This window comes from Bradyrhizobium brasilense (genome assembly GCF_029714345.1).
GTDB lineage: Bacteria > Pseudomonadota > Alphaproteobacteria > Rhizobiales > Xanthobacteraceae > Bradyrhizobium > Bradyrhizobium australafricanum.
In genome coordinates this window covers 2,544,068-2,568,553 of sequence record NZ_CP121669.1, presented here as the reverse complement: position 1 = coordinate 2,568,553, position 24,486 = coordinate 2,544,068, and the positions used below count along the sequence as shown (strand labels likewise).

General features: G+C 65.0%; 25 protein-coding genes. 13 read left to right on the top strand and 12 right to left on the bottom strand.

All coding sequences use genetic code 11. The features are described from left to right. Nucleotides 1-47: 47 nt before the first annotated feature. Entirely contained in the window at nucleotides 48-515 is a 468-nt protein-coding gene (locus QA635_RS11855) for a hypothetical protein (protein ID WP_283069114.1), read from the bottom strand. Nucleotides 516-780: 265 nt separating this feature from the next. Between QA635_RS11855 and QA635_RS11850 the strand changes: the two genes are divergently transcribed. The 5 genes from QA635_RS11850 to QA635_RS11830 all read left to right on the top strand — a co-directional run bounded on the left by QA635_RS11850 (nucleotide 781) and on the right by QA635_RS11830 (nucleotide 6,308). After that, a complete protein-coding gene (locus QA635_RS11850; protein WP_057015186.1) occupies nucleotides 781-1,410 on the top strand; it encodes a DUF1326 domain-containing protein in 630 nt (209 codons plus the stop codon). A gap of 44 nt (nucleotides 1,411-1,454) precedes the next feature. Beyond that, entirely contained in the window at nucleotides 1,455-2,228 is a 774-nt protein-coding gene (locus QA635_RS11845; RefSeq protein WP_283069112.1) for a DUF2182 domain-containing protein, read from the top strand. A 658-nt stretch (nucleotides 2,229-2,886) separates the two neighbouring features. Beyond that, nucleotides 2,887-3,183, top strand: a complete 297-nt coding sequence (locus QA635_RS11840; protein WP_028341258.1) for a hypothetical protein — start codon at nucleotides 2,887-2,889, stop codon at nucleotides 3,181-3,183. A gap of 406 nt (nucleotides 3,184-3,589) precedes the next feature. Continuing rightward, complete coding sequence (flhA, locus tag QA635_RS11835) at nucleotides 3,590-5,722, top strand: flagellar biosynthesis protein FlhA (RefSeq protein ID WP_283069106.1); 2,133 nt, start codon at nucleotides 3,590-3,592, stop codon at nucleotides 5,720-5,722. A gap of 385 nt (nucleotides 5,723-6,107) precedes the next feature. After that, nucleotides 6,108-6,308: a hypothetical protein gene (locus QA635_RS11830; RefSeq protein ID WP_092090232.1), complete on the top strand. Its 201-nt coding sequence runs from the start codon at nucleotides 6,108-6,110 to the stop codon at nucleotides 6,306-6,308. A 301-nt stretch (nucleotides 6,309-6,609) separates the two neighbouring features. Here the strand turns inward: QA635_RS11830 and QA635_RS11825 are convergent, their stop codons facing one another. From QA635_RS11825 to fliI, 4 genes are all read right to left on the bottom strand, one after another. Beyond that, nucleotides 6,610-7,578, bottom strand: a complete 969-nt coding sequence (locus tag QA635_RS11825) for an anti-sigma factor (protein ID WP_283069101.1) — start codon at nucleotides 7,576-7,578, stop codon at nucleotides 6,610-6,612. A 3-nt stretch (nucleotides 7,579-7,581) separates the two neighbouring features. Next, nucleotides 7,582-8,127 (bottom strand): sigma-70 family RNA polymerase sigma factor, encoded by a 546-nt coding sequence (locus QA635_RS11820; RefSeq protein ID WP_028335734.1) that lies wholly within the window; start codon nucleotides 8,125-8,127, stop codon nucleotides 7,582-7,584. Nucleotides 8,128-8,349: 222 nt separating this feature from the next. Continuing rightward, entirely contained in the window at nucleotides 8,350-8,769 is a 420-nt protein-coding gene (fliJ, locus tag QA635_RS11815; RefSeq protein ID WP_016848565.1) for a flagellar export protein FliJ, read from the bottom strand. A gap of 108 nt (nucleotides 8,770-8,877) precedes the next feature. Continuing rightward, on the bottom strand, nucleotides 8,878-10,203 hold the full coding sequence (fliI, locus tag QA635_RS11810) for a flagellar protein export ATPase FliI (RefSeq protein WP_028335735.1): 1,326 nt from the start codon (nucleotides 10,201-10,203) through the stop codon (nucleotides 8,878-8,880). Nucleotides 10,204-10,570: 367 nt separating this feature from the next. Between fliI and ctrA the strand changes: the two genes are divergently transcribed. The 5 genes from ctrA to QA635_RS11785 all read left to right on the top strand — a co-directional run bounded on the left by ctrA (nucleotide 10,571) and on the right by QA635_RS11785 (nucleotide 13,813). Then, entirely contained in the window at nucleotides 10,571-11,272 is a 702-nt protein-coding gene (gene ctrA / locus QA635_RS11805; RefSeq protein WP_016848562.1) for a response regulator transcription factor CtrA, read from the top strand. Between the two features lie 167 nt (nucleotides 11,273-11,439). After that, nucleotides 11,440-11,844 carry a DUF350 domain-containing protein gene (locus QA635_RS11800; protein WP_057015189.1) on the top strand — a complete coding sequence of 135 codons (405 nt, stop codon included), beginning with the start codon at nucleotides 11,440-11,442 and terminating at the stop codon, nucleotides 11,842-11,844. Nucleotides 11,845-11,860: 16 nt separating this feature from the next. Next, nucleotides 11,861-12,295, top strand: a complete 435-nt coding sequence (locus tag QA635_RS11795) for a hypothetical protein (RefSeq protein WP_283069095.1) — start codon at nucleotides 11,861-11,863, stop codon at nucleotides 12,293-12,295. A 108-nt stretch (nucleotides 12,296-12,403) separates the two neighbouring features. Further along, complete coding sequence (locus QA635_RS11790) at nucleotides 12,404-12,622, top strand: hypothetical protein (RefSeq protein ID WP_225645220.1); 219 nt, start codon at nucleotides 12,404-12,406, stop codon at nucleotides 12,620-12,622. Nucleotides 12,623-12,655: 33 nt separating this feature from the next. Further along, on the top strand, nucleotides 12,656-13,813 hold the full coding sequence (locus tag QA635_RS11785; protein WP_283069092.1) for a glutathionylspermidine synthase family protein: 1,158 nt from the start codon (nucleotides 12,656-12,658) through the stop codon (nucleotides 13,811-13,813). Between the two features lie 198 nt (nucleotides 13,814-14,011). Here the strand turns inward: QA635_RS11785 and QA635_RS11780 are convergent, their stop codons facing one another. The 6 genes from QA635_RS11780 to chpT all read right to left on the bottom strand — a co-directional run bounded on the left by QA635_RS11780 (nucleotide 14,012) and on the right by chpT (nucleotide 20,618). Continuing rightward, entirely contained in the window at nucleotides 14,012-14,884 is an 873-nt protein-coding gene (locus QA635_RS11780; protein ID WP_283069090.1) for a CheR family methyltransferase, read from the bottom strand. Further along, nucleotides 14,881-16,047, bottom strand: coding sequence for a protein-glutamate methylesterase/protein-glutamine glutaminase (locus tag QA635_RS11775; protein WP_283069088.1), 1,167 nt, complete (start codon nucleotides 16,045-16,047; stop codon nucleotides 14,881-14,883). Before QA635_RS11775 ends, QA635_RS11780 begins: the two co-directional genes overlap by 4 nt. Before the next feature lie 75 nt (nucleotides 16,048-16,122). Then, a complete protein-coding gene (locus QA635_RS11770; protein WP_018273268.1) occupies nucleotides 16,123-16,488 on the bottom strand; it encodes a response regulator in 366 nt (121 codons plus the stop codon). A 63-nt stretch (nucleotides 16,489-16,551) separates the two neighbouring features. Beyond that, on the bottom strand, nucleotides 16,552-17,022 hold the full coding sequence (locus tag QA635_RS11765; protein WP_283069084.1) for a chemotaxis protein CheW: 471 nt from the start codon (nucleotides 17,020-17,022) through the stop codon (nucleotides 16,552-16,554). A gap of 22 nt (nucleotides 17,023-17,044) precedes the next feature. Then, nucleotides 17,045-19,768: a hybrid sensor histidine kinase/response regulator gene (locus tag QA635_RS11760; RefSeq protein WP_283069082.1), complete on the bottom strand. Its 2,724-nt coding sequence runs from the start codon at nucleotides 19,766-19,768 to the stop codon at nucleotides 17,045-17,047. A gap of 202 nt (nucleotides 19,769-19,970) precedes the next feature. Next, the gene (gene chpT, locus QA635_RS11755; protein WP_253591253.1) at nucleotides 19,971-20,618 is read right to left on the bottom strand and encodes a histidine phosphotransferase ChpT; all 648 of its coding nucleotides are present in this window, start codon (nucleotides 20,616-20,618) and stop codon (nucleotides 19,971-19,973) included. 256 nt (nucleotides 20,619-20,874) lie between these two features. Here chpT and cysQ point away from each other — a divergent pair, with 256 nt between their 5' ends. Next, nucleotides 20,875-21,702 carry a 3'(2'),5'-bisphosphate nucleotidase CysQ gene (gene cysQ, locus QA635_RS11750; RefSeq protein WP_283069078.1) on the top strand — a complete coding sequence of 276 codons (828 nt, stop codon included), beginning with the start codon at nucleotides 20,875-20,877 and terminating at the stop codon, nucleotides 21,700-21,702. Here the strand turns inward: cysQ and QA635_RS11745 are convergent, their stop codons facing one another. Beyond that, entirely contained in the window at nucleotides 21,703-22,167 is a 465-nt protein-coding gene (locus QA635_RS11745) for a YHS domain-containing (seleno)protein (RefSeq protein ID WP_076830784.1), read from the bottom strand. Nucleotides 22,168-22,320: 153 nt separating this feature from the next. Between QA635_RS11745 and QA635_RS11740 the strand changes: the two genes are divergently transcribed. Together QA635_RS11740 and QA635_RS11735 are read left to right on the top strand one after the other, a co-directional pair. Beyond that, nucleotides 22,321-22,926, top strand: coding sequence for a DUF1134 domain-containing protein (locus QA635_RS11740; RefSeq protein ID WP_016843676.1), 606 nt, complete (start codon nucleotides 22,321-22,323; stop codon nucleotides 22,924-22,926). A 237-nt stretch (nucleotides 22,927-23,163) separates the two neighbouring features. After that, on the top strand, nucleotides 23,164-24,447 hold the full coding sequence (locus QA635_RS11735; RefSeq protein WP_283069074.1) for a coiled-coil domain-containing protein: 1,284 nt from the start codon (nucleotides 23,164-23,166) through the stop codon (nucleotides 24,445-24,447). Nucleotides 24,448-24,486 lie beyond the last annotated feature (39 nt).

Sequence of the window (24,486 nt, the reverse complement as noted above, 5' to 3'; positions counted from 1 at the left end):
TTGAAACGGCACGCTCCGCGGCGGATTCGCGCGCGGCTAGCGTCGCATCAATTCCCGAAGTTCGGGTCCTGCGACTGGAACGGGCCGCATTTGGCGCGTTTCGCAAACCGCTGATCGAAATCGACCGTGCCCCCGCCCACCGGAATCTGTGTCGGCGGCAGTCCCCTTGTGTACTGGTCGACAGTCACTGTCTTCTTGTCCGCGCTCATCGTGACGCGAACCGGCTCAAGCGGCTTGCCCTTGTTGGCCTCGGTCAGGTCGAGTGCGTAGTAGCCGATCACCGTCTGGCCGGCGCGCAGGCCTTGGCCTGCCAATGCAACCGATAGCGGTAGATAGACCTCCATCCTGACGCCTTCGCCGTCGCACGCCAGCATGCGCATCATGGCGGCGTCCTGGCCCGGAGGCTTTGCGGCAGCACCCGTCGCGACGGAAAGGGTGACAGCCGCGACAGCCCCGAAACCACCATTCCAGGGTTTGCCGGTCGTTGCCGCCGCACGGTCTCCTTGGCTTGTCATGGAATCCCCCGACACGAAGCGACTTGCTCGGTATTTCGTCTGACGTCGAGGCTGGGACGTTCAATCCCGGTCCGTCCTCCCTCCCCGATAGGCGCCTCCGTGCGCCGCCGCGGCGATGTTTGGGCGATCGGGCGTCAGCGCTTCCTGTACCGCCGGACCGGTTGCTGCTATGATCCCGGCCTACTTGAACTGATCCGGTTTTTTTGAAGCGGAAGGCATTCTGAAGCGCCTGCATTGATCACCGACAGTCATATGGAGGTTTGCCATGGCTTCTGACTGGCGTCTCGAAGGCGAATGGATCAAGAACTGCAATTGTGCATTTGGCTGCCCCTGCGATTTCAATGCGCTGCCGACGCATGGTTCCTGCAAAGGCATGGTCGGCATGCGGATCACCAAGGGGCATTTCGGCAGCACCAAGCTCGACGGCCTGGTGTTCGCGGCAACCGTCGACTTTCCCGGCGCGCTGCACGAGGGCAACGGGCAGATGCAGCCGATCATCGACGAGCGCGCCACGGCGGAACAGCGCGAAGCGCTGTTCAACATCCTGTCCGGCAAGAATTCGGCCGAAGGCACGCTGTTCCAGATCTTCAGCCTGATCGTGACCAAGATCCATGATCCGGTGTTCGTGCCGATCGAGTTCTCCTTCGACAAGAACGGGCGCGTCGCCAAGCTCGTCGCCAAGGGCGTGCTGGAGACCGAGGTCGAGCCGATCAAGAATCCTGTCACCGGCACGCCGCATCGCATCCAGGTCGTGATGCCGGAGGGGTTCGAGCACAGGGGGGCCGAGGTGGCCTCCTCCAACATCCGCTCGACCGGGGCGATCAAGTACGAGACCAAGGGCTCGCACAGCTCGCTCGCCAACGTCGTGCAGACGCCGGACGGCGTCGCGGCCTGACACGGCCGGACGCGGTTCGGCCGTTCAGCTGCTGGGATCCCACCATGAGCGAGACATCGGCGCTCGAACACGTCCTGCGGCATGACCGCCTGATCTTTGCAGGCGGCATCGCCGCGGTGATGGCGCTGGCCTGGGCCTATCTCCTGGCCGGCGCCGGCATCGACATGAGCATGGCTGATATGCCGATGGATCCGACGCCATGGACGCCTTCCTATGCCGTGCTGGTGTTCATCATGTGGTTGACGATGATGGTCGCCATGATGATCTCGAGCGCCGCGCCGATGGTGTTGCTGTTCGCCGCCCTGAAGCGCAAGCAATCGGCAACGCCCTCTCCCCTCGCTGAGGCCTGGATCTTCCTGTGCGGCTATCTCGTGATCTGGGCCGGCTTTAGCCTCGCCGCGACGCTGGCGCAATGGCAACTCGACCTCGCCGGCCTCTTGTCGATGGCGATGGCTGCTACCAGCGCGACGCTCGCCAGCGGCGTCCTGCTGCTGGCCGGGCTCTACCAGTTCACGCCGCTCAAGCGCGCCTGCCTGCGCTACTGCCAGAGCCCGGTGCTGTTCCTGAGCCGGCACTGGCAACCGGGCACGGCCGGTGCGCTGCGCATGGGGCTGCGGCACGGCCTTTACTGCCTCGGCTGCTGCTGGTTCCTGATGGCATTGCTGTTCGTCGGCGGCGTGATGAACCTGCTCTGGATCGTCGGCATCACCGTCTACGTCGCCTGCGAGAAGCTGCTCCCGGTCGGCCACCGCCTCAGCTATGCCGCCGGCGCCGCGTTGATTGTGGCGGGACTGATCGTGCTCGTGCATACGACTTGAGAAAGTGTCCGGACGTGTAGGAATATCGATCGCGCGACGGCGATCATCCTGTCGAAGAAGATTGAAAGCAGTGCGAGTTGGTTCACACTTGCCAATCGTCATCCGTGCCAAGATCGTTCGGACGGTGGATTGTGCGTCACAGGCCGGCAGCGCTGCTTGTGACGGAACTGACGAGCGACAGACGCTCGCGTGCTGGCGTCAAGCCAGATGCCCCACGCCCCCGGCCGTCGCACCCAGAGAACCGCATGCATTTCATCGGAGGGTACATCATGCATACCTTGCCCGCAGAATGGCTACCCGTTTCAACTGCGCCAGCAGACCGGGATCTCGAAGTCTGTGTCCTGGACTATGATGGAATGGTCCATGCGCTCGTGTTCCCCTGCCACAAGGACGGCGCCGACTGGGTCGTTGGTTCAAATGACCACGTCCATGTTCAACCGACGCATTGGCGCAGTTGGACTGAGCCCGCCTAAAGCGGGCCCCTGCACCGCCGGGCGGACCCGGCGCAGGGCCGCCGGGGACGCTCCATGGCGCCCGGACGAGTTACCGCCATCGCGCCGCACGGCCACGAGCCCCGGTGCGGCGTCAATCTCGCGCCAGCCCTTGAAATCGGCTAGACTTGTCGCGTGAGGTTCAAGGGTGGGCCAGGAGGCTCGTCATGGAATCACACGTGATCCCCTTCGAAAATCGCTGGACCAACGGCAAGCATGCCTGGGAGTGGCACTGCGAGCTCGAGCGGCTGGGCGTGCCGACGGTCCGGACGATGTACTGCGAGCATGAAACGCACCGTCGCAACAAGTCGGCGGTGGTGTTCGACATCCCCGCGGGCTTTGTCCACGACTGGCTGGCCTTTCATGACCGGCGCGCCGCCCGGCAGCAGTTCTTGTGGCGCGCCAGCGTCATCACGCTCGGCATCATCGCCGCATCGGGCGTCGTGCTCGGTGCGCTCAGATAGAGGCCGCAAGGCCGGCGGCCTCATCCGTGCCATCCTTCGAGACGCCGGCCTTTGGCGGGCCCCTCAGGATGACGCGTTGTTGCGGGGCAAAATCCTGGTCTGGACCCTCATGGTGAGGGCGGCGCATCTCGACCACGAGGCCCTCTCACCCCTGCTCCCGGCCGCGAATCCCCCTGCCCGGCGCCTGCGACGACCCGTGCGGTCGCGCGAAAGCACTTATTAACCCTTTGCTAACCATACACCCGGCAAGAATTGCCGAGTGAAGTCGAGTGTCGTCGAACGCGTCTAACGGGCGGAGATCCCCGTGAACGCCAGCGCGGTGCCTCACTTTCGGAACGGCGGCCCTGCGGCCGTCGCGCAGACGCTTGGCGGCCGCAGCCGCCAGTCGCGGGGGAGAGCGGCTACCATGGTCGACATCACGGCGGGTCAGGGCACGGCAGGCAAGAGCGGATTGCCGAGCCTCGGCGAGATCGGCGACATCCTGAAGCGCGGCGATATCGCGCTGGCGATCGGCGTCCTCACCATCCTGGTGGTGCTGATCCTGCCGCTGCCCTCGATCGTGCTCGACCTTTTCCTGGCGGTCTCGATCACGGTCTCGATCCTGATCCTGATGACCTCGCTGTTCATCCAGGCGCCGCTGGAATTCTCGTCGTTTCCGACCATCCTGCTGATCTCGACCATGCTGCGGCTGTCGCTGAACATGGCCTCGACCCGGCTGATCCTGAGCCACGGCCATGAGGGCACGGCGGCCGCCGGCCACGTCATCGAGGCGTTCGGCAACTTCGTGATGGGCGGCAACTTCGTGATCGGCATCATCGTGTTCGCGATCCTGGTGATCGTGAACTTCGTGGTCATCACCAAGGGTTCGGGCCGCATCGCCGAAGTCGCCGCACGCTTCCAGCTGGACTCGATGCCCGGCAAGCAGATGGCGATCGACGCCGACCTCTCCGCCGGCCTGATCGACGAGAAGGCCGCCAAGGAGCGCCGCAAGGCGCTGGAAGACGAGAGCGGCTTCTTCGGCGCCATGGACGGTGCCTCGAAATTCGTCCGCGGCGACGCCATCGCCGGCCTCCTGATCGTCGGCATCAACATCGTCGGCGGCATCATCATCGGCGTCGCCCAGCAGGGCCTCTCCTTCAGCGAAGCCGCCCGCACCTACACCGTGCTGACGGTCGGCGACGGCCTCGTCACCCAGGTGCCCGCGCTGATCGTCTCGACCGCCGCCGGCCTCCTGGTCTCCAAGGCCGGCATCACCGGCGCCGCCGACAAGGCGCTGATGCGCCAGCTCTCCGGCTATCCGCAGGCGCTCGGCATGTCGGCCGGCGTGATGCTGGTGCTGGCGCTGCTGCCGGGCATTCCGACGCTGCCGTTCCTGGCGCTGGGCTCCGGCGCCGCGGTGCTGGCCTGGAACGCTCGCAAGCAGAAGCGGGCTGCGAAGGCGGCCGAAACGGCAGCAGCCGCCGCCCCGGCTGCAGCCGCGGCCGCCGCCGCTGCGGCCGCGGAGGAGCCGATCGCCGCCGCGCTGAAGATCGACGACCTCAAGATCGAGCTCGGCTACGCGCTGCTGCCGCTGGTCAACGGCCCCGACGGCACCGACCGCCTGACCGAGCAGATCAAGGCGCTGCGCCGCTCGCTGGCCATCGAGATGGGTTTCGTGATGCCGGCGGTGCGCATCCTCGACAACGTCCAGCTCGAAGCCAACAGCTACGTCATCAAGATCAAGGAAGTCGACGCCGGCACCGGCAAGATCTGGCCGAGCCAGTTCATGGTCATGGACCCCGCCGGCAACCAGGTGCAACTGCCCGGCATCCACACCATCGAGCCGACCTTCGGCCTGCCGGCGACCTGGGTCGACGCCGGCCTGAAGGAAGAGGCCGCGCTGAAGGGCTACACCGTGGTCGACGCCGCGACCGTGCTGTCGACCCATCTGACCGAGCTGCTCAAGACCAACATGGCGGACCTGTTGTCCTACGGCGAGGTGCAGAAGCTCTTGAAGGACCTGCCGAAGGAGCAAGGCGAGCTGATCAAGGACATCGTGCCGGGCCAGGTCACGGTGTCGGGCATCCAGCGCGTGCTGCAATTGCTGCTCGCCGAGCGCATCTCGATCCGCGATCTCTCGACCATCCTCGAAGGCATCGCCGAAGCGCTGGCGTTCTCGCGCAACCCGGCCACCATGGTCGAGCACGTCCGCGCCCGGCTGGCGCGCCAGATCTGTGCGCAAAACACCTCGCCGAACGGCTATTTGCCGCTGATCGCGTTGTCGGCGCGCTGGGAGCAGGCGTTTGCGGAATCGATCGTAGGCACCGGCGACGACCGCAGCCTGGCGATGCAGCCCTCGAAACTGTCGGAGTTCATGACCGCCGTGCGCAACGCCTTCGAGCAGGCGGCGCGCGAGGGCGAGGCGCCGGTCCTGGTGACGTCGGCCGCGATCCGGCCGTTCGTTCGCTCACTGGTGGAACGGTTCCGCTCGCAGACCACCGTCCTGTCGCAAGCCGAGATCCATCCCAGGGCCCGGCTGAAGACGGTCGGCAGCGTTTAGAGTCACTTGTTCGGAAGCGTTTTCTGCACGCGAGCCGGGCGTCCACTTCGCGCGAAAACGAGCTAGGGGCCGCAAATCACTTGCGTTTTCGTCTGTGCTTTCTCGCCACAGGCAACTGATTTATGCAGAATAGGCCGGAACGGCCCTATCTGGGATGCAGCATCCCAGCATAATCCCAAGACACTGATATTAAATAGCTTTAATGCGTCTCGGATTACCAAAGGGTCATTTCTGATCGCGCCCGATCACGTCTCATCACGGCCTTGTGATGGCCTCTAGGGAACGGAATCGGCAAATCCTACGTTAGCGGGGCACGAGACGTTGAACCGGACAACAGACCGAACCGACAGATTTACTGAGAGCAGGAAGGCGGCAGGAGACTTCCATGAACCACTCGATCTACAGCGCCGATCGTATGACGCATCTGAAGATTGTGGTTGTGGCGTTGTTCGCCGGTATCCTGGTCGCGGGCTTCGGCATCGCGGCACATAACTCGTCGGATGAGGGATACACGCAGACGGCGCGGGTCATGAAGGCCGGCAAGCCCGTCGCGATCACCAGCACCAGCAACTCGCTGGTCCGCTAACAGGAGAGTTTCACGAATTCACGTAGTGTTCTTTACAGCCCCCCAAAGTCGCTGCGTGGATATTTAAGACCCCCAACTACCCCCAAGTTGACTATCGAAAACGCCCGCTCCCCACGGGCGTTTTCTTTTTGCGCGGATGGCGGATCGAACTGACCTGCTGCGAAACGGGCAGCTCTATCCTCGTCATTGCGAGCGAAGCGAAGCAATCCGCTGTCACGGCTCGCTCGGAAGGATGGATTGCTTCGCTGCGCTCGCAATGACGGGCGGCCACCGTCGGCAACCTCTGACGATGGGCGGCTGGCTATCGCGGCGGCGAAGCCGACGCGCCCGGCACGGTCTCGATCAGCTTGCCGGTGAAGATCGGCGCCGAGGTCGGCTGTCCGTTCGGCGAACCGCCGGCCTGCTCCACCGTCACCGCGTAGGTGGCGCCGTTGATCACGTCGGGATCGTAGCCCGACAGCACCGGCCGCGCGGTGAAATCATCGGCGCCGATCACGCCGAGCGAGCGCGGCTGCGGCAGCTTGTCGGAGATCAGCCAGAGCTCGAAACTCTTGCCGGGCTCCGACGGGGCGCCAACCTTGCGGACGGTAAAATTCTTGGTGGCGCCGTCGATGGTCATGATGAAGGCCGGCCCGCCATTCGGCCCCTGCAGCAGCGCGACATATTGCGCCGACGGCGTCAACGCCGGCGCCGGCGTCTTCACTTCGACGGTCTGGATGCGCGGCTTCGGCCGGATCGCATTCGGCAGAGCGTCGGGCTTGTAGATCTGCAGGCCGAGCGTCACCAGCAGCGCGGCCGCGATCGCGGTCGCGGCCGACGCGATGCCGCGCCAGCGTTTGACGCGGCCCGTCAGCGCAGTCACGTTGCGTTCGTCGAAGATGACGCGCGGCGGTCGGGCCTCGGGCAGCCTCCGGGGCTCGGGCGACTGCGCAGGCTCCGGATCGAACGCCGAGCCGAATTCGGGATCGTCCGTGATTGGCGAAGGCGGCGGCGTCACCGTCGTGGCCGGCGTCTCCGGCAGCACCAGCGGCGCCTGCGGCGCGCTCGTGTGGCCGATCGCCGCCTTGATATTGTCCCAGACCACCGGACGCGGCTCGACCAGGCCGACCATCTGATTCAGCGACCCGAGCCTGAACTGCCAAGCCTGCACCAGCGCTGCGAACTCGCTGTCGACGGCCATCATGGTCTCGACCTGCGCGCGCTCCTCGGCATCGAGCGTACCGAGCGCATATTCCGCGGCGAGCGCGATATGGTCTTCGCTATAGGCCATCAATCAAAGTCCAAGACACTCCCGGATATCCATCAGGCTGCGGCGCAGCCAGGTCTTCACCGTGTTTACCGGCGTCTCGAACTTTGCGGCGAGTTGCTCGCGGCTCCAGCCGTTGTAATAGGCGAGCAGCACGAGCTTCTGACGATCCGGCTCCAGACGGCCGACGCACTCCAGCAATCGCTTCAACTCTTCCGTCATCTCCCGTCGCGCCAGCGGATCGGGCTGGTCGGCTGCGACCTCCATCGCCGCCGGCTCTTCCTCCAGCGAGGCCTCGCCGCGCTTGCGCACCACGTCGATGGCGCGGTTGCGCGCGATCGACGTCATCCACGTGATCGGGGACGACAGGGCTGGGTTGAACTGCCCGGCGCTGTTCCAGATCTTGACGTAAGCCTCCTGAATGACCTCCTCGGCGAGGTCCTGTCGCCGCAAGATACGGAGCACGACGCCGAAGAGTTTCGCGCGGGTCGCGGCGTACAGCCGCTCGAAGGCGGCCTCATCCCCCTTGGCGACGGCGGCGATCAGCCAGACCAGCTCAGCCGGCGTCAGCATCTTGCGCCCTCCAAGCCCCGATCCCCCATCGCCTCATTGCCACCGTGCTGCCGATCATCCGTCCGGACCGGTGGTAGCACATTTTGGGACACCACGATCCGCCAAGGGGCTAACAAGGGGCTAACAAGTGGCCGGCAAGCCGGCGGCTTGTGGACAGCGCCCAGCAAAAAGCCCGGGCGATCGGCCCGGGCTCTCAATCTGGTCAGCGGAGGGAGCGAGGGTTCAGGCGATGACGCCGAGACGGGCCCGCATCAGGCCGATCGAATCCATGTCGGCTTGTTCGCGAGCGCTCTCCTCCGCGCGTTCGCGCGCCTGGTCGCGCTCGTCGAGCAGCTCGACCTTCTTCAATTCCTCGAATGCCTCCGACAGCAGCGCCTTGGCGTCGTCGAGTTGGGCGCGCAGTTCGTCGGCCGAACGGGTCAGGTTCTCGCGGCGCTGGATCGCGGCCTTGGCATAGGTCGGATAGGCGAAGTGCGTGGGGTCGTTGATCCCGGCGCGCTCCTGCTCGGTCTGGATCTCGCGCTCGAGCTCGACCGACATGCGCTGGAAGTCGGCGATCATGCCTTCGATCTGGGTAACCCGACGGCGCTTCTCGTCGACCTGAAATTTCTTCAGGCGAATCAGCGTTTCACGTGACTTCATCGACTCATACTCCCCAGAAGTCCCAAATCTGAACGCGGGACAGAGCCGGCTCCCCGCTGGGCCCCGCCGGCATAGCCATGGTGTGCCGGCGATGATGGCCTGACAAAGTTAGCGTTCCGTTTCCAAACCCGACAGGATTTGAGCCAGTTGCCGGTAGCCGTCGGGAAGGCTGGTGGATTCGTCCTTGGCCTGGCGCAGGTAGGCCTCGAGCGGCTCATGCAGCCGGATCGCCTCGTCGACCTCCGCGCTGGAACCCGGCCGGTAGGCCCCGAGGCGGATCAATTCCTCCATGTCAGCATAGGTCGCCATCACCTGCCGCGCCTTGTTGATGTAGGGCAGGAAGTTGGGGTCGGCCGACCGCGGCATGGTGCGCGACACCGACTTGAGGATGTTGACCGCGGGATAGCGGCCGCGCTCGGCGATCGCCCGCTGCATCACGATATGGCCGTCGAGAATGCCGCGCACCGCATCCGCGATCGGCTCATTGTGATCGTCGCCGTCGACCAGCACGGTGAAAATCGCGGTGATGGTGCCGTCGCCAGTGCCCGGCCCTGCCCGCTCGAGCAGCTTCGGCAATTCGGTGAACACGGTCGGCGTGTAGCCCTTGGCGGTCGGCGGCTCTCCCGCCGAGAGGCCGATCTCGCGCTGCGCCATCGCAAAGCGCGTCACCGAGTCCATCAGGCACAGCACGTCCTGGTCCTCGTCGCGGAAATACTCCGCGATGGCGAGCGTCAGATACGCCGCCTGGCGCCGCATCAGGGCCGGCTCGTCCGAGGTGGCGACCACCACGACCGAGCGCGCCAACCCCTCCTCGCCGAGATCCTCCTGGAGGAATTCCTGCACCTCGCGGCCGCGTTCGCCGATCAGCCCGATCACCGAGATCGCGGCATCGACATTGCGCGCCAGCATCGACAGCAGCACCGACTTGCCGACGCCGGAGCCGGCGAAGATGCCGAGCCGCTGGCCGCGGCAGCAGGTCAGGAACGTATTGAGACCGCGCACGCCGAGATCGAGCGGCGGGCCGACCCGCTTGCGCGAATGCGCCGGCGGCGGCGAGTTGCGGTAGGACATCGGCGAGGCGCCCTGCACCAGCGGGCCCTTGCCGTCGATCGGCTCGCCCATCGCGTTGACGACGCGGCCGAGCCATGCCGGCGACGGCCGCACCTGGCTCGCCGCATTGGCGATCACCGCGCGGCAACCGCGCCTCACGCCATCTAGTCCGCCGAACGGCATCACCACCGCGTTCTCGCCGGAGAAGCCGATCACCTCGGCGGGGATGAAGCGGCCCGCGCCGACGTCGATCACGATGCGGGCGCCGACCGACATCGCGTGAATGGGGCCCGCGATCTCGACCATCAGCCCGCGGACGCCGACCACGCGGCCATAAATATTGACGCCGTCGATGTCGCCGATCTGCTCCGCGAGCGCCTTCATTGCGAAAACCTTAAGTTTCCGCTTTTTTGCTCCGGCCGCTTAACTTCGTGTTTACCCGCATCATTAATCATTGCGTCACTGTCTTTGGTGACTGAGGTCGCTTGCCCATCAGAAGAAGGGCGAGTCGCGAGAGTCGGTTAGGCCCGTCTCTTAATGTGGAAACTGAACGGACGCGGTTAGGAAAAGCTTCTTCTACGCAATATCTTAGGGCGATTCGACAAAAATTGCACGGTTAGAGCTTGCGCGGAGGAATCAGTTTTTGTTAACCATATCTCGTCAGGATCCGAATCAGTTGTTCAAAGGCGTTTTGTGAGTGCCGCAAGTGCGGCCGACCTGACGCCCGGAGCGGCGACTATAGGGGACTGGCATGCGCGTTTTGCTGATTGAAGATGACAGCGCCGTCGCGCAGTCGATCGAATTGATGCTCAAGTCCGAGAGTTTCAACGTCTACACGACGGACCTCGGCGAAGAGGGCGTCGATCTCGGCAAGCTTTACGACTACGACATCATCCTTCTCGACCTCAACCTGCCCGACATGTCCGGCTACGACGTGCTCAAGCAGCTCCGGGTGTCGAAGATCAAAACTCCCATTCTGATCCTCTCCGGCCTCGCCGGCATCGAGGACAAGGTCAAGGGTCTCGGCGTCGGCGCCGACGACTACATGACCAAGCCCTTCCACAAGGACGAGCTGGTCGCCCGCATCCACGCGATCGTGCGCCGTTCCAAGGGTCACGCCCAGTCGGTCATCCAGACCGGCGATCTCGTGGTCAATCTCGACACCAAGACGGTCGAGGTCGGCGGCCAGCGCGTGCATCTGACCGGCAAGGAATACCAGATGCTGGAGCTGCTCTCGCTCCGCAAGGGCACCACGCTCACCAAGGAAATGTTCCTCAACCATCTCTACGGCGGCATGGACGAGCCGGAGCTGAAGATCATCGACGTCTTCATCTGCAAGCTCCGCAAGAAGCTCGCCAACGCCTCCGAAGGCCGCAACTTCATCGAGACCGTGTGGGGCCGCGGCTACGTGCTGCGCGAGCCGCACGAGGCCGACGAGCGCATTCCCGCCTGACCTTCTGGGCCCACAGAGAACCGCAAGGTTCGCTCCATTCGACCTGAACCCCGCCGCAAATGGCGGGGTTTTTGTTTGGGATTGAACCGGCTGTCCGCATGCGCCGACCAAGGGAACGTGCAATCCTGCCTCGCGCGAATCCCGACGAACTCCCGGACCGCCCCGACATGATCCTGCAATCCCTCGCCGGCCTGCCGGCGTTCCTGGTCTATTTCTGCACGGCGCTGATCGCCGTGGTCGCCTACCTCTTCGTCTACACACGCGTCACCCCGCATGACGAATTCCAGCTGATCCGCGACAACGATCCGGCGGCAGCGATTGCGCTGGGCTTAAGCCTGCTCGGCTTCGTGCTGCCGGTGGTCAGCGCGATCGCCCATTCCGCCAATGTGGTGGACTGCCTGATCTGGAGCATCATCGCGCTGATCGTGCAGATCATCGTCTATTACATCGTGAAGATCCCGGTGCCGAACCTGTCGGGGCGGATCGCTTCCGGCGAAATGGCGCCGGCGATCTGGCTCGGGCTGTCCTCGCTGGCCGCAGGCGCGCTGAACGCGGCCTGCATGATCTACTGAGCCGTTGAGCCAAATCATGGCGCGCAAACCGAACCCGGACTTCGGCAAACGGCGACCGGTCGTGCCGGCGGTGCCGACGCCGCCGCGGCCGGATGCGCCATCCAAGCGCTCCAACCACGTCGCGCTGCTCTTGATGGGAACGCTCGCGGTCGGCGGCAGCGCCTACGCGCTGATGCCGCGGCCGAATTGCCAGCCGGTGCCGCCGACGCCGCCGGGCGTCACCGCACCGGGCGTCGCCACGCCGGTCCCGCCACAACCCGGCGCTGACTGCACGTCGCGCAGCTCATCGTCCGGATCGGGCGGCAACAGCGGCTCGTCGCGCAGCAGCTTCTATAACAGCAACTCCTCGTCGAGCGGCGCCTCCTCTTCCTCGAGCTCATCGTCAAGCTCGTCGGTGAGCCGCGGCGGCTTCGGTTCATTCGCGCATGCGTTCGGCTTTAGCGGCGGCTGATGCATGTTGCGGTGTCATCGCCGTGTCATCGCGCTTTCGCTTGCCCGGCGAACGCAGCTGATGGAAACTCGCCATGGCTCCGCAGACGGCAAGGCAGGAATTGCGTCCATGAAACGCTCGCGCCGCGTATGGCTGAAATTGATGGGAAGTATCGCGATCGGCGCAGCGTCGATCGGCCTGACGCCAAGCCATGCCCGCAGCGACCAGCATGCAGGACACGGAACGAAGGGAAAATCGGCGGAACGGTCACCCTCCGGGGGCTTCGGCGGCGCGCCGCGCACCATCGCCCGCTACGGCGACGACGATCCGTCGCACGGCGGAAGCTGACACCAGGCTGACGAGCGAGCGCGGTTTCCCCTCATGCAACGCATCGCATGTCCCGAACGCGACGATTGGCGGACGACTGCCGAGAATGCCGGCTTCACCTTCCACACCATCGACGGCGAACGGTACTGGGACGAGCGCGCCTATTACGCCTTCACGCTGGACGAGATCGAGCGCGCGATCGAGGCGCCGACCGGCGAAATCGACGCGATGTGTCTCGAGCTGGCCGGACGCGCGGTCAGGGATGAGCGCTATCTGCGCCGGCTGAAGATACCGGAGGCGTTCTGGGATCTGATCGCGGCAAGCTGGCGCCGCAGGAATCCGAGCCTGTACGGCCGGCTCGATCTCACCTTCGACGGCCGCGGCCCGGCCAAGCTGCTCGAATACAATGCCGACACGCCGACCTCGATCTTCGAGGCCGCGGTATTTCAATGGACCTGGCTCGAACAGGCGATCCAACGCAACATCATCCCGAAGCGCGCCGACCAGTTCAACTCGATCCACGACCGGCTGATCGAGGCCTGGAAAAGGATCGGCGCGACCCACCCGCTGCATCTCACCGGACTGACCGGAAATCCCGAGGACGCCGGCACGCTCGCCTATCTCGAGGACACCGCGGCGCAGGCCGGGCTGAAGACCACGCTGCTCGACATCGAAGAGGTCGGACTGCGCGACGACGGCCAGTTCGTCGACCTCGACGAACGCCCGATCGCGCTCGCGTTCAAGCTCTATCCGTGGGAATGGATGTTCCACGACGCGTTCGGCAAGAACCTCGCGACCGCGCCGACGCAGTGGATCGAGCCGCCATGGAAGGCGATCCTCTCCAACAAGGGCATCCTGCCGCTGCTCTGGGAGATGTTCCCGAACCACCCCAATCTGCTGCCGGCCTATTTCGAGGACGACCCGCAGGCCGCCCAGCTCGGCACGTCGTTCGTGCGCAAGCCGATCTATTCGCGCGAGGGCGCCAATGTCGAGCTGGTCAGCGCCGGCGTCACGCTGGTCGCCGAGCAAGGCCCCTACGGCGCCGAAGGTTTCATCCGCCAGGCGCTGGCGCCGCTGCCGAATTTTTCCGGGCAGTATCCGGTGCTCGGCAGCTGGCTGGTTGACGGCACGCCCTGCGGACTCTCGATTCGGGAAGACGAGAATCCGATCACCGGCAACACCTCGCGCTTCCTGCCGCACGCGATTCTGTAGTTCATGAACGTTGAAACGAAGACAGCTTATTCTCCGTCATCCTGAGGAGCCGCGAAGCGGCGTCTCGAAGGATCGACGGCCCGGCTGGTGGCCGTGCATCCTTCGAGGCTCGCCCAGCGGCGCAATTGCGCCGCAAGGCTCGCACCTCAGGATGACGGGAAGAGACCTAGCCAGGCTTTGAGCTCGAACGAGTTGACCTCACCGCGCGGCGGACGCAACCGCTTTCAGCACATGCAGCGCGGCGCCGGCGCGCGCGACTGGCGCAGTGTTCGGCTGATAGAGCCCGCGCCGGTCGGGATACGGCCTGAACAGGTTGGTGATGCCGACCACGGATTCCGCCGCGCCAAGCGCCAGCACGCCGTCGGGCTCGAGCATCCGGGACACCTTGCCGAAGATACCGGCCTTGGTCTGCTGATCGAAATAGATCAGCACATTGCGGCAGAAGATCACGTCGAAGGTGCCGAGATGCGACAGGTCCTGCAACAGATTGAGCTGGCGGTGCTGCACCATGCCGCGGATATCGGCGTTGAGCTGCCAGAGCTCGCCCTTCTGCACGAAATACTTGACCAGCAGCTGGATCGGCAGGCCGCGCTGCACCTCGAACTGGCTGAACAGGCCGGCCTTGGCCTTTTCGAGCACCGCCTGCGACAGGTCGGTGGCGATGATCTCGATCCGCCAGCCGGCAAACAGCGCGGTCATCTCCTTCAGCAGCATCGCGATCGAGTACGGCTCCTGCCCGGTCGATGACGCCGCGCACCAGATGCGCAAGCTACGGCGCGCCGCGCGCGCCTGCGCGAGCGCGGGCAGCACCGCTTCCTTCAGATGGTCGAACGGGATCTTGTCGCGAAAGAAGAAGGTCTCGTTGGTGGTCATCGCTTCGACCACCTCGGATGTCAGCAGCTCCGCGCCGCCCTTCATCCGCTGCACCAGCTCGGGAATCCCGGCGAGGTTCGACCGGCGCGCCAAGGGCAACAGGCGGCTCTCGACCAGATACTGCTTGTCGGCGGAGAGATCGAGGCCGGAACGCTCCTTCAGCAGCTTACGCAGATAGTCGTAGTCCAGCGGCGTCACGAACGGTCTCCCGCAAATACCCGAACAAGCTTCGGTGCGATCTGATTGAGCGGCAGCACCGCGGCGCAGATGCCGGCATTGACGGCGGCACCGGGCATGCCCCACACCACGCTGGTTGTTTCGTCCTGCGCGATCACGCTGCCGCCGGCGGCGACGATGTCCTTGCCGCCGCGCATGCCGTCGGAGCCCATGCCGGTCAAGATCACCGACATGATGCTGCCCTGCCAGACGTCGATCGCGGAGGTGAACATCGGATCCACCGCGGGCTTGCAGAAATTGACCGGCGGCCCGTCGTCGAGCGCGATCGTGGCATCGACGCCGTGGCGGACGACGCGCATGTGGCGCCCGCCCGGTGCCAGATAGATCTGGCCCGGCTTGATGCTCTCGCCGTCGATCCCCTCATGCGCCGGCCGCTTGCTGGTGCGCGCCAGATGCTCGGCGAGAATGGTCGTGAAAGTCGGCGGCATGTGCTGGGTGATCAGCACCGGGAAGCGATCGATCACCGGGCCGATCTCGGCGACCAGCGTCATCAGCGCCTGCGGTCCGCCGGTCGACGAGCCGATCAGCAGCACCTTGGGCGGCAGCAGGCCGAACGAACGGCGCGTGGCCTGGGCCGGCGCCGTGTGCGCGGCAGCGGGAGTCAGCGGACGCGATCTGTCATGACCGGGCGCAAGCGGCGGGCTTGCCGTCGTGTGCACCGGGCTGCGCCGCGCCCTGGCGCCGAGATGACGGATCTTCTGGATCAGGTCGTGGCGGAAGGTTTCCGCGGCGGTGGCCTCGCGCGTGCTTTCCGGCTTCGGAATATAGTCGGACGCACCGAGCGAGAGAGCCTTCAGGCTGATCTCCGCGTTGCGGCGGGTCAGCGTGGAGGCCATGATGACGACGAGATCGCGCTTCTTCGCCAGCAGCTGTGGCAGCGCCGAGATGCCGTCGAGGTCGGGCATCTCGATATCGAGCACCGCGACATCGGGGTTGATGCGTTCGAGCTGGTTGACGGCGTCGAGGCCGGTGCGCAGCGAGGCGACGACCTCCATGTCGGGCTCGGCGCCGATCCAGCGCGAGATCATCCCGCGGATCACCACGGAATCGTCGACCACCATCACCCGCACCTTGTCGGAACGGGTCGATGTCGGGACCGCAGTACTTGTCAACGCAACACTCATGGCTTCACCAGCGACGCAACACGACGCACAACAACCGTTGAGCCGAAGGCTTCTGCCGCCGGATCGAACGAAGAATCAAATGAGTCCGACTTCCTGGAACTTCGCGGTGACGATGTCCCGGTCGAACGGCTTCATGATGTACTCGTTGGCACCGGCATGCAGCGCGCGTGCGATATGCGCGACGTCATTCTCGGTGGTGCAGAACACGACCTTGGGCTGATCGCCGCCGGGCATGCGGCGGAGATTGCCGAGAAACTCGTAGCCGTCCATGACCGGCATGTTCCAGTCGAGCAGCACGGCTTCCGGCATCGCGCGCTTGCAGGCCTCGAGCGCCTTGGCGCCGTCCTCGGCCTCGACGATCTGGAAGTCGAGCCCTTCCAGGATGCGGCGGGCGACTTTGCGAATGACGCTTGAGTCATCGACAACAAGACAGGTTCTCATCTGCGACCTCTACTTCCTCATCCCCGGTGGGATGTTTCAGTTCTTCAGTTCGGGCGGCCCTGTTCACGCCGCTTTGGCGTCGGGCACCAGTTCGAGCACGCGATCGACATCGAGGACGACCATGAGCTGGCCGTCGAGGCGATGGACGCCGCCGGCGAGCTTGGCCATGCGGGGATCGAGGTTGACGGGGTTGTCCTCGCGGCTGTTTTCGGAGAGCCGCAGCACCTCGCCGATCTGGTCGATCAACAGGCCATAGGATTCGCCGCGCTGGTCGACGCCGACCGCCATCGGCAGCTGGCCATCGTCGGCCTTCGGCAGCCCGAGCCGGGCGCGCATGTCGACCACGGTGACGATGCGGCCGCGCAGATTGAGCACGCCGGCGATCTCGCTGGAGGCCAGCGGCACCCGCGTCAGCCGCTCCGGCATGAACACGTCCTGCACCCGCGAGATCGGCAGGCCGAACAGCTGCCCGCCGATCACGGCGGTGACGTATTCGGCCATCGCGCCTTCGCTTGTCTCGGTCTTGCTGGTCATCAATCCTTGTCCTTATCCCGTGTCAGGCCGCCCGGCGCAGTTCGGCGGTCTGCTCTTTCAGCGCCGCGATCAGCCCGGGACGATCAAACTTGGCGACATAGTCGTGGAAGCCGGCCTGCCGGCCGCGCTCGATCGCCGCCGGCGACACCATCGCCGACAGCGCGATGATCGGCAGCTGGTTCAGATTGTGGTCGCTTCGGATGTTCTCGGCGAACTCAAAGCCGTTCATCTCGGGCATCTCGATGTCGGTCAGCACGACGTCGAAGCTCTGTCCCGAACGCAGCGCCGCGAGCCCTTCCTGCGCGCCGCCCGCGGTCCTGACCTTGTAGCCGGCGGCTTTGAGCACCGGCGCCAGCATGTTGCGGAAGAACGCTGAGTCATCGACCAGCAGCACCGACTGCGCCGAGGCCGACGAGCGCATCTCCTTGCGCGAGAACCAGTCAGCGAACGCCATCGGCAGGAAGTGACCGACGTCGATCACCTCGGTGGCCTGGCCCTTGATCACGGCCGAGCCCAGAATACCGTCCTGCGAACCCGCGACCTCGATGTTGAGCCGCTCCTCGACGATGTCGATGATCTCGTCGACCACGAGCCCCATCGAGCGGCCGTCGTCGGCGAACACCAGGATCGGCTGCGAGCCCTGCGACTGCACCTCGACGCCGGCCATCTGCACCAGCGGCATCAGCTGCTCGCGGTACTGCACCATGTAGCGGCCGTTCGAGAGCTCGATCTTGTCGGTTGCGATCTCCTCCAGGCGGGTGACGAGGCCGAGCGGCACCGCCTTGGGCTGCGAGGAGCCGGCGCGGAACACCAGCAGCGAGGTCAGCTGCTCGCCGCTTGCCGCATGGGCGCTCGCATTGTCGTCGGCGAGGTCATGGGCCGAGGAGCCGGACGCGCCGAGGGCTTTTGCGATGCCGTTGGGGTCGATGATCATGATCACGGCGCCATCGCCTAGGATGGTGTTGCCGGAGAACATGTCGATGTGCCGCAACTTGGTCGACATCGGCTTGACCACGATCTCCTCGGTGTGGAACACGCCGTCGACCACGATGCCGAAGGTCTGGCTGCCGACTTGCGTGACCACGATGAAGCCGTTTTCGGCGTCGGTTGTGGTCGCGCCGTCGTCGATCTTCAAGAGCTTCTTGAGATGGATCAGCGGCAGCAGCTTGTTGCGCAGCCGCAAGACCGCGGTGTCCTTGATGCGCTCGATGCGGTGCTCGGAGTTGGCGCGGGCCCGCACCAGCTCGACCACAGACAATTGGGGAATCGCAAAACGGTCGCCGCCGGCTTCCACGATCAAAGCGGAGACGATCGCCAAGGTCAGCGGGATCTTGATGGTGACCGAGGCGCCCTCGCCGGCCACGCTCTTGATGTCGATGGTGCCGCCGATCTGGTCGATATTGGTGCGCACCACGTCCATGCCGACGCCGCGGCCGGACACCGAGGTCACTTGCGCGGCGGTCGAGAAGCCCGGCGCGAAGATGAACTTGTGGATCTGGGCCTCGGTCATCTTCTCCAGCTCGGCCTCGGTGACGAGACCGTTCTGGAGCGCCTTGGCCTTGATCCGCTCGGTGTTGAGCCCGCGGCCATTGTCGGCGATGCAGATGATGATGTGGCCGCCCTCGTGATAGGCGGAAAGACGAATGGTGCCCTGCTCCGGCTTGCCGGCGGCGACGCGCTCGGCGGTGGTCTCGAGCCCGTGGTCGGCGGAGTTGCGCACCATGTGCGTCAAGGGATCCTTGATCAGGTCGAGCACCTGGCGGTCGAGCTCGGTGTCGGCGCCGTGCATCTCCAGCTCGATCTGCTTGCCGAGTTCGCCGGAGAGATCGCGGACGATGCGCGGCAGCTTCTGCCAGGCATTGCCGATCGGCTGCATGCGCGTCTTCATGACGCCTTCCTGCAGCTCGGCGGTGACGTTGGAGAGCCGCTGCAGCGGCACCTTGAACTCGGTGTCCTCGTTGCGGCGGGAGATCTCCAGCAGCTGGTTGCGGGTCAGCACCAGCTCGGAGACCATGGTCATGAGGTGTTCGAGGGTGTCGACATTGACCCGGATCGACTGGTTGGCGATCTTGTCGCCTTCCTGGACATCCTCACCGGCGGCCTTGCGGGCCGGCTTCTTCGCAGCCTCAGCCGGCTCGGCGGCGGCGGCAGCAGGTGCAAGCTTCACGGCCGGCGCCGGTGCGGCGACTTCGGTCTCGGTCTCGCGGAAGGCGCGCTCGAGCTCGTCGAGCGAGACCTCGCCCGGACGCAGCGGACGCTCCAGCGTCTGCACCACCAGCGTGCCCTCGGTCATGTTAGCCTGCACCGGCGGGGCTTCGACGACCGGCACGTCTTCTTCAGCGGCGGCCTCACCGGCAGCCATCGCGGCCATGCCGTGCTCGACCATCGCCTCCAGCTGATCGATCAGATCGCGGTCGTTGCCTTCAGGCTCGGCCTCGGTCGCCTCGAGCCCTGCAAGGATCTCCTTGATGCGGTCGATCGAGGACAGGATCAGCGTCACGGCTTCCGCCTTCACCGGCATGCCGTCGCGGAACTTGCCCATCAGGGTCTCGCCGGCATGCGCCAGCGCCTCGAGCCGCGGCAGCCCGAGGAAGCCGCAGGTGCCCTTGATGGTGTGCACAAGCCGGAAGATGTTATCCAGGATCTTCGCGTTGTTCGGATCCTGCTCGAACTGCACCAGCTGGTTGTCGACCGTATCCAGGCTCTCGCTGCTCTCCGTCAGGAACTCGCGCAACAGATCGTCCATGAAACCAACCTTCGAAAAACGCCGAAAACGCACCGGCGCGCAACATCGACGCGCCTGACGGAACTCAGGTCAGCTTCTCCGCAAAGCGTTTAAGTTTGGTTGAGCAAATGGAAAGGAACGGGATCAACAAAGAGATAAGGCCGCGCGATCGAATCGCGCGGCCGGTCGTAACCTTTGATTAATGATATCGGCGCGGCCGCGGTCAGGACGCGGCAATGATGACCTTGTCGCCGTCGAGCGCGAGCGTCACCTTCAGCCCGCAGGCTTCCGCCAGCAGGCGGGTGTAGTGCGGTTGCACCGCATGCGCATCGACCGTGTTCGGCGAGGTCGCATTCAGGAGATCGACGATGTTCTGCGGCACGCGTGCATTGAGGCCCGCGGCCGTGATGCGGAAGCTCATCGCCTCGCCTTCGCCGACCGGATCGATCGTCAGCGTGCCGCCACGCGGGATCGTCTGCTGCGCGATGACCAGCATGTTCAAGAGCAGCTTGACCCGGTTCTTGGGCAACAGCAGCCGCGGCAAATTCCAGGTCAGCGTCACCTTGCCGTCCTCGATATGCCCCTTCGCCATGTTCTGGGCATCGCCGAGGTCGATCTGCGCGCCGGAGGAACCGGCCGCTCCGAACGCCAGCCGGCAGAACTGCAACCGCGCCGAAGCGGTCTTGGCGCTCTTGCGAATCAGATCGAGCGCGAAGTCGCGATCTTCGGGCTTGGGATTGTCGTCAAGGACCTCAAGCCCATTGACGATCGCGCCGACCGGACTGATGAGATCGTGACAGACCCGTGAGCACAAGAGCGCCGCGAGTTCGAGCGCGTCGGGAGCGGGACCGGGAGACGAAGTGCCAGACATCAATTGTTTCCTGGAAAGCCGCACGCCGACCGAGGAGTGCGAATCACGCATGCCTGTGGGCTTGATACACCGCGCAGACGGATGCTGCCAGCTTGCGGCAGGACTGATAAAGCATGATCCGGAAAAGTGGAAACCGGTTTTCCGAAAAGATCATGCTCAAACAAGGAGATGAGATCATGATGCGATGCTCCGTCATCGCATCATGATCTCAGGGAACACAAACAGGATATGCGATCCGCTGACATGAGACCCGCACATGAATAAGGCACAGCCGTCCCTGATCGGCTGCGAGACCGCCGCCACGCTGCTCGAATCACTGACCGAACTGGTGATCCGCGCCGGCGAGGCAATTCTTGCCGTCAATCGTTCCGCGATGAATGTGACCGGCAAGAGCGACGGGTCGCCGGTCACCGAGGCCGATCTCGCCGCCGACCACATCATCGTCGAAGGCCTGACGCGGCTCGCGCCGCAGGTGTCGCTGCTGTCGGAGGAGCGCGTCCATCTGGCGACGCCGCCTTACAAGGACAGTTTCTTCCTGATCGATCCGCTCGACGGCACCAAGGAGTTCGTTGCCGGCCGCAATGAATTCACCGTCAATGTGGCGCTGGTCACGCAAGGCGTGCCGCTGCTCGGCATCGTCGGCGCACCGGCGCTCGGCCTGATCTGGCGCGGCATCGTCGGCAAGGGCGCGGAGCGGTTGACGCTGCAGGGCGGCGCGGTTTCGCAGGCGGTGCCGATCAAGACCCGTCCCTGCCCGCCGCGCGGCGCGCCATGGACGGTGGCCGTGAGCCGCTCGCATGGCGATGCGCGCACCGAAGCCTTCATCGACGCGCGCGGCGGCGCGGTCCGCGCCGTGCTGGGCTCGGCGGTCAAATTCGGCCGTGTCGCCGAGGGCGAAGTCGATATCTATCCCCGCCTGTCGCCGACATCCGAATGGGACGTGGCGGCCGGTCACGCGGTCGTCGTTGCGGCCGGCGGCAAGGTCACCGATTCGAACGGCAGCCCGTTGCATTTCGGGCTCGGCCGCGAAGACTTTCTGGTGTCGGAATTCATTGCCTGGGGCGACCCGGCCGCGGCGCCGTGATCACTGCGCGAGATTGTCTTCCAGCTCCGGCCAACGCGCCGCGGCTTCCTTCAAAAAGCGCGCGGGATCGGCGGCGAACGCGTCACGGCTGCGTTCCCGGTTGAACAGGTAAAGCCTGTTCCCGACGACGGCCCAGAATCGCGGATTGCCCGCACAGGTGACTCCCCGCACCAGATCGGTCGGATCGTAACCGCCGAATTGCGGGCCATAGATTTCGGGATGCGCCACGAACGAGGCGCGGTTGCCCTCGTTGCGGAAACGCCAGACCACGCCGTTCTCTGCGGCCTCGAATTCCGGCCGCCCCTGGGTGGCGGCGGCGTCCGTGAAATAAGCGACGGGATCGAATCCCTCGATCGCCAATCCGGAGTAGCGGTTCGTCACCACGCGCTCGGTTGTGGTGGCCTGAACAGGCAAGGACGGCCAGATGGCCGCCAAAATGCCCGCCAACAGGCCGAAAAACGCCATCCCGCGGCACGATCCATATCTTTCCTGCCGTTGTGCCGTCATAGTTGATACCGATAACATCCGAGTCGAGGGGACACCGGGCGCAACCTAGAGCCGTGCCTGTTGGCATCAGGTTAAAGGGCAGCGCCCGGATTTCGATAGCAGGGGTTCTTAATGACTTTCGCATCACGCCTTGCCGCGGTCGCGTTTGCCGCGCTGATGTGCTGGAGCGCAGGGGCGTCCGCGCAGCAGGGCCCGCCACCGCAATATCCGCCGCCACAGCGTGAACCGACCCCGTATACTTACGGGCCCGATGAACTGGTCAATGCCGGACACAAGTTCTTCGGCAATGTCTCGCGCGGACTCGCCTCGGTCATTGAGCGCGCGGTCAGCCAGTGGGGCCTGCCCAATGGTTATGTGCTCGGCGAGGAAGGCTCCGGCGCCTTCGTGGCCGGGCTGCGCTATGGCGAAGGCACGCTCTACACCAAGAACGCCGGCGACCTCAGGGTCTACTGGCAGGGTCCCTCGGTCGGCTTCGACTGGGGCGGCGACGGCGCGAGGACCATGACGCTGGTCTACAACCTGCCTTCGACCCAGGCGATCTATCAGCGCTTCGTCGGCATTGACGGCTCGGCCTATATCGTCGGCGGCTTCGGCATGACGGCGCTGACCGCCAACAACATCGTGCTGGTCCCGATTCGCTCGGGCATCGGCTTGCGGCTCGGCGCCAGCGTCGGCTATCTCAAATTCACCCCGCGCGCGACCTGGAACCCGTTCTAGAGCGTTTCCAGCCGAGCGGACGCCGGCTCGCATCAAGAAAACGCGTCAGGACAGAATCCAGAGCTTCGTTCCGATTCAGTCGGAACGAAGCGCGAGGTCGCAGCCCTGATCGGGCGATGAGACCGGCGCTCCGGCACGGTTAGCAATTCAGGTTAACGCGGCAATCGGGCTGGCCTTTGGCCGGCCCGCCGTGGCATTGTGATTAACAAATTCCTTCTTTTCTTGGAGTGACCCTTCATGATCGAGCCGATCATGTACGCGGCGATCGGTTTCCTGATCTCGATGCTGTGCGGCCTGATGATCGTTCCGCTGGTGCATAACCGGGCGGTGCGGCTGACCACGCGCCGCATGGAGGCGGCCACCCCGCTGTCGATGGCCGAGATCCAGGCCGACAAGGACCAGCTCCGCGCCGAATTCGCCATGTCGGCCCGCCGGCTCGAGATGAGCGTCGACCAGCTCAAGAGCAAGACCACGAGCCAGCTCGCCGAGCTCGGCAAGAAGACCGATGCGATCAACCGCATGAAGATCGAGCTCGGCGAGAAGAACGCCGCGATCTTCGCGCTGGAGGCGCGCGAGAAGGCGATGAAGGATCAGCTTCGCGCCACCGAGGAAGAGTTCTCGGCCAAGACCGAGCTGTTGCGCAACGCCGAGCAGGCGCTGACCGACAAGCAGGGCGAGCTCGGCAAGATCAACGCCGAGCTCAACGACCGCGCGATGACCGCCGACAGCCGCCAGATCGAACTGGTCGCGGTGCGGACCCAGGTCGAGGAGCTGAAGAACCGGGTCGGCGATGCCGCCAGAGAATTCGCGGCAACCGAAGCCCGCCTCGCCCAGGAGCGCAACCAGTCGGAAACTGCAACGCGCGATCTCACCGACGCGCGCGGCCGGGTCGAGAATCTGAGCCAGCGCGTCACCGATCTCGACCGCCAGCTCGTCGCCCAGGTCAAGGAAGCCGAGCTGCTCGGCAACCGGGTCAACGACCTTGAGACGCGGCTTGCGACCCAGGGCAAGCTGCTTGCCGAGCGCGAATTCGAGAACGGCCAGTTGAAGCAGGCCAACGCCGCCGCCGAGCGGACGGTGCAGGAGCTGCGCGAGGAGATCGCAGCAGTGGGCGGCGGCAAATCCTCCGCGCTCGACAAGCTGCGCCAGGAGAAAACTCAAGTCGAGGAGCAGCTGCGCACGGTCAGTGACGAGCGCGGCAAGCTGCAGCGCGACATCAATGCGATCCAGCAGCAGGCCGAGAGCTCCTGGGCGACCGAGCGGATGGAGAATGCGCTGCTGCGCGAGCGCATCAACGACATTGCCGCCGAGGTGGCCAAGCTCGCGATCCAGCTCGAGGGCCCGAATTCGGCGATCGAGGCCATGCTGGCGGCGGAGCCGACGGTGCCGGGCAAGGCGGCGGCCAAGCCCGCCAACGGCGTCTCGCCGGGCAGCGGGATGCCCGAGGGCGGCGGCACGCTCGCCGAGCGCATCCGGGCGCTGCAGTCACACGCCTCCCGCGCCCGCCAGCAAGGGGCATGATTCCCGCAGGGTTTGGCTTGACACCCCTACCCGGCACTT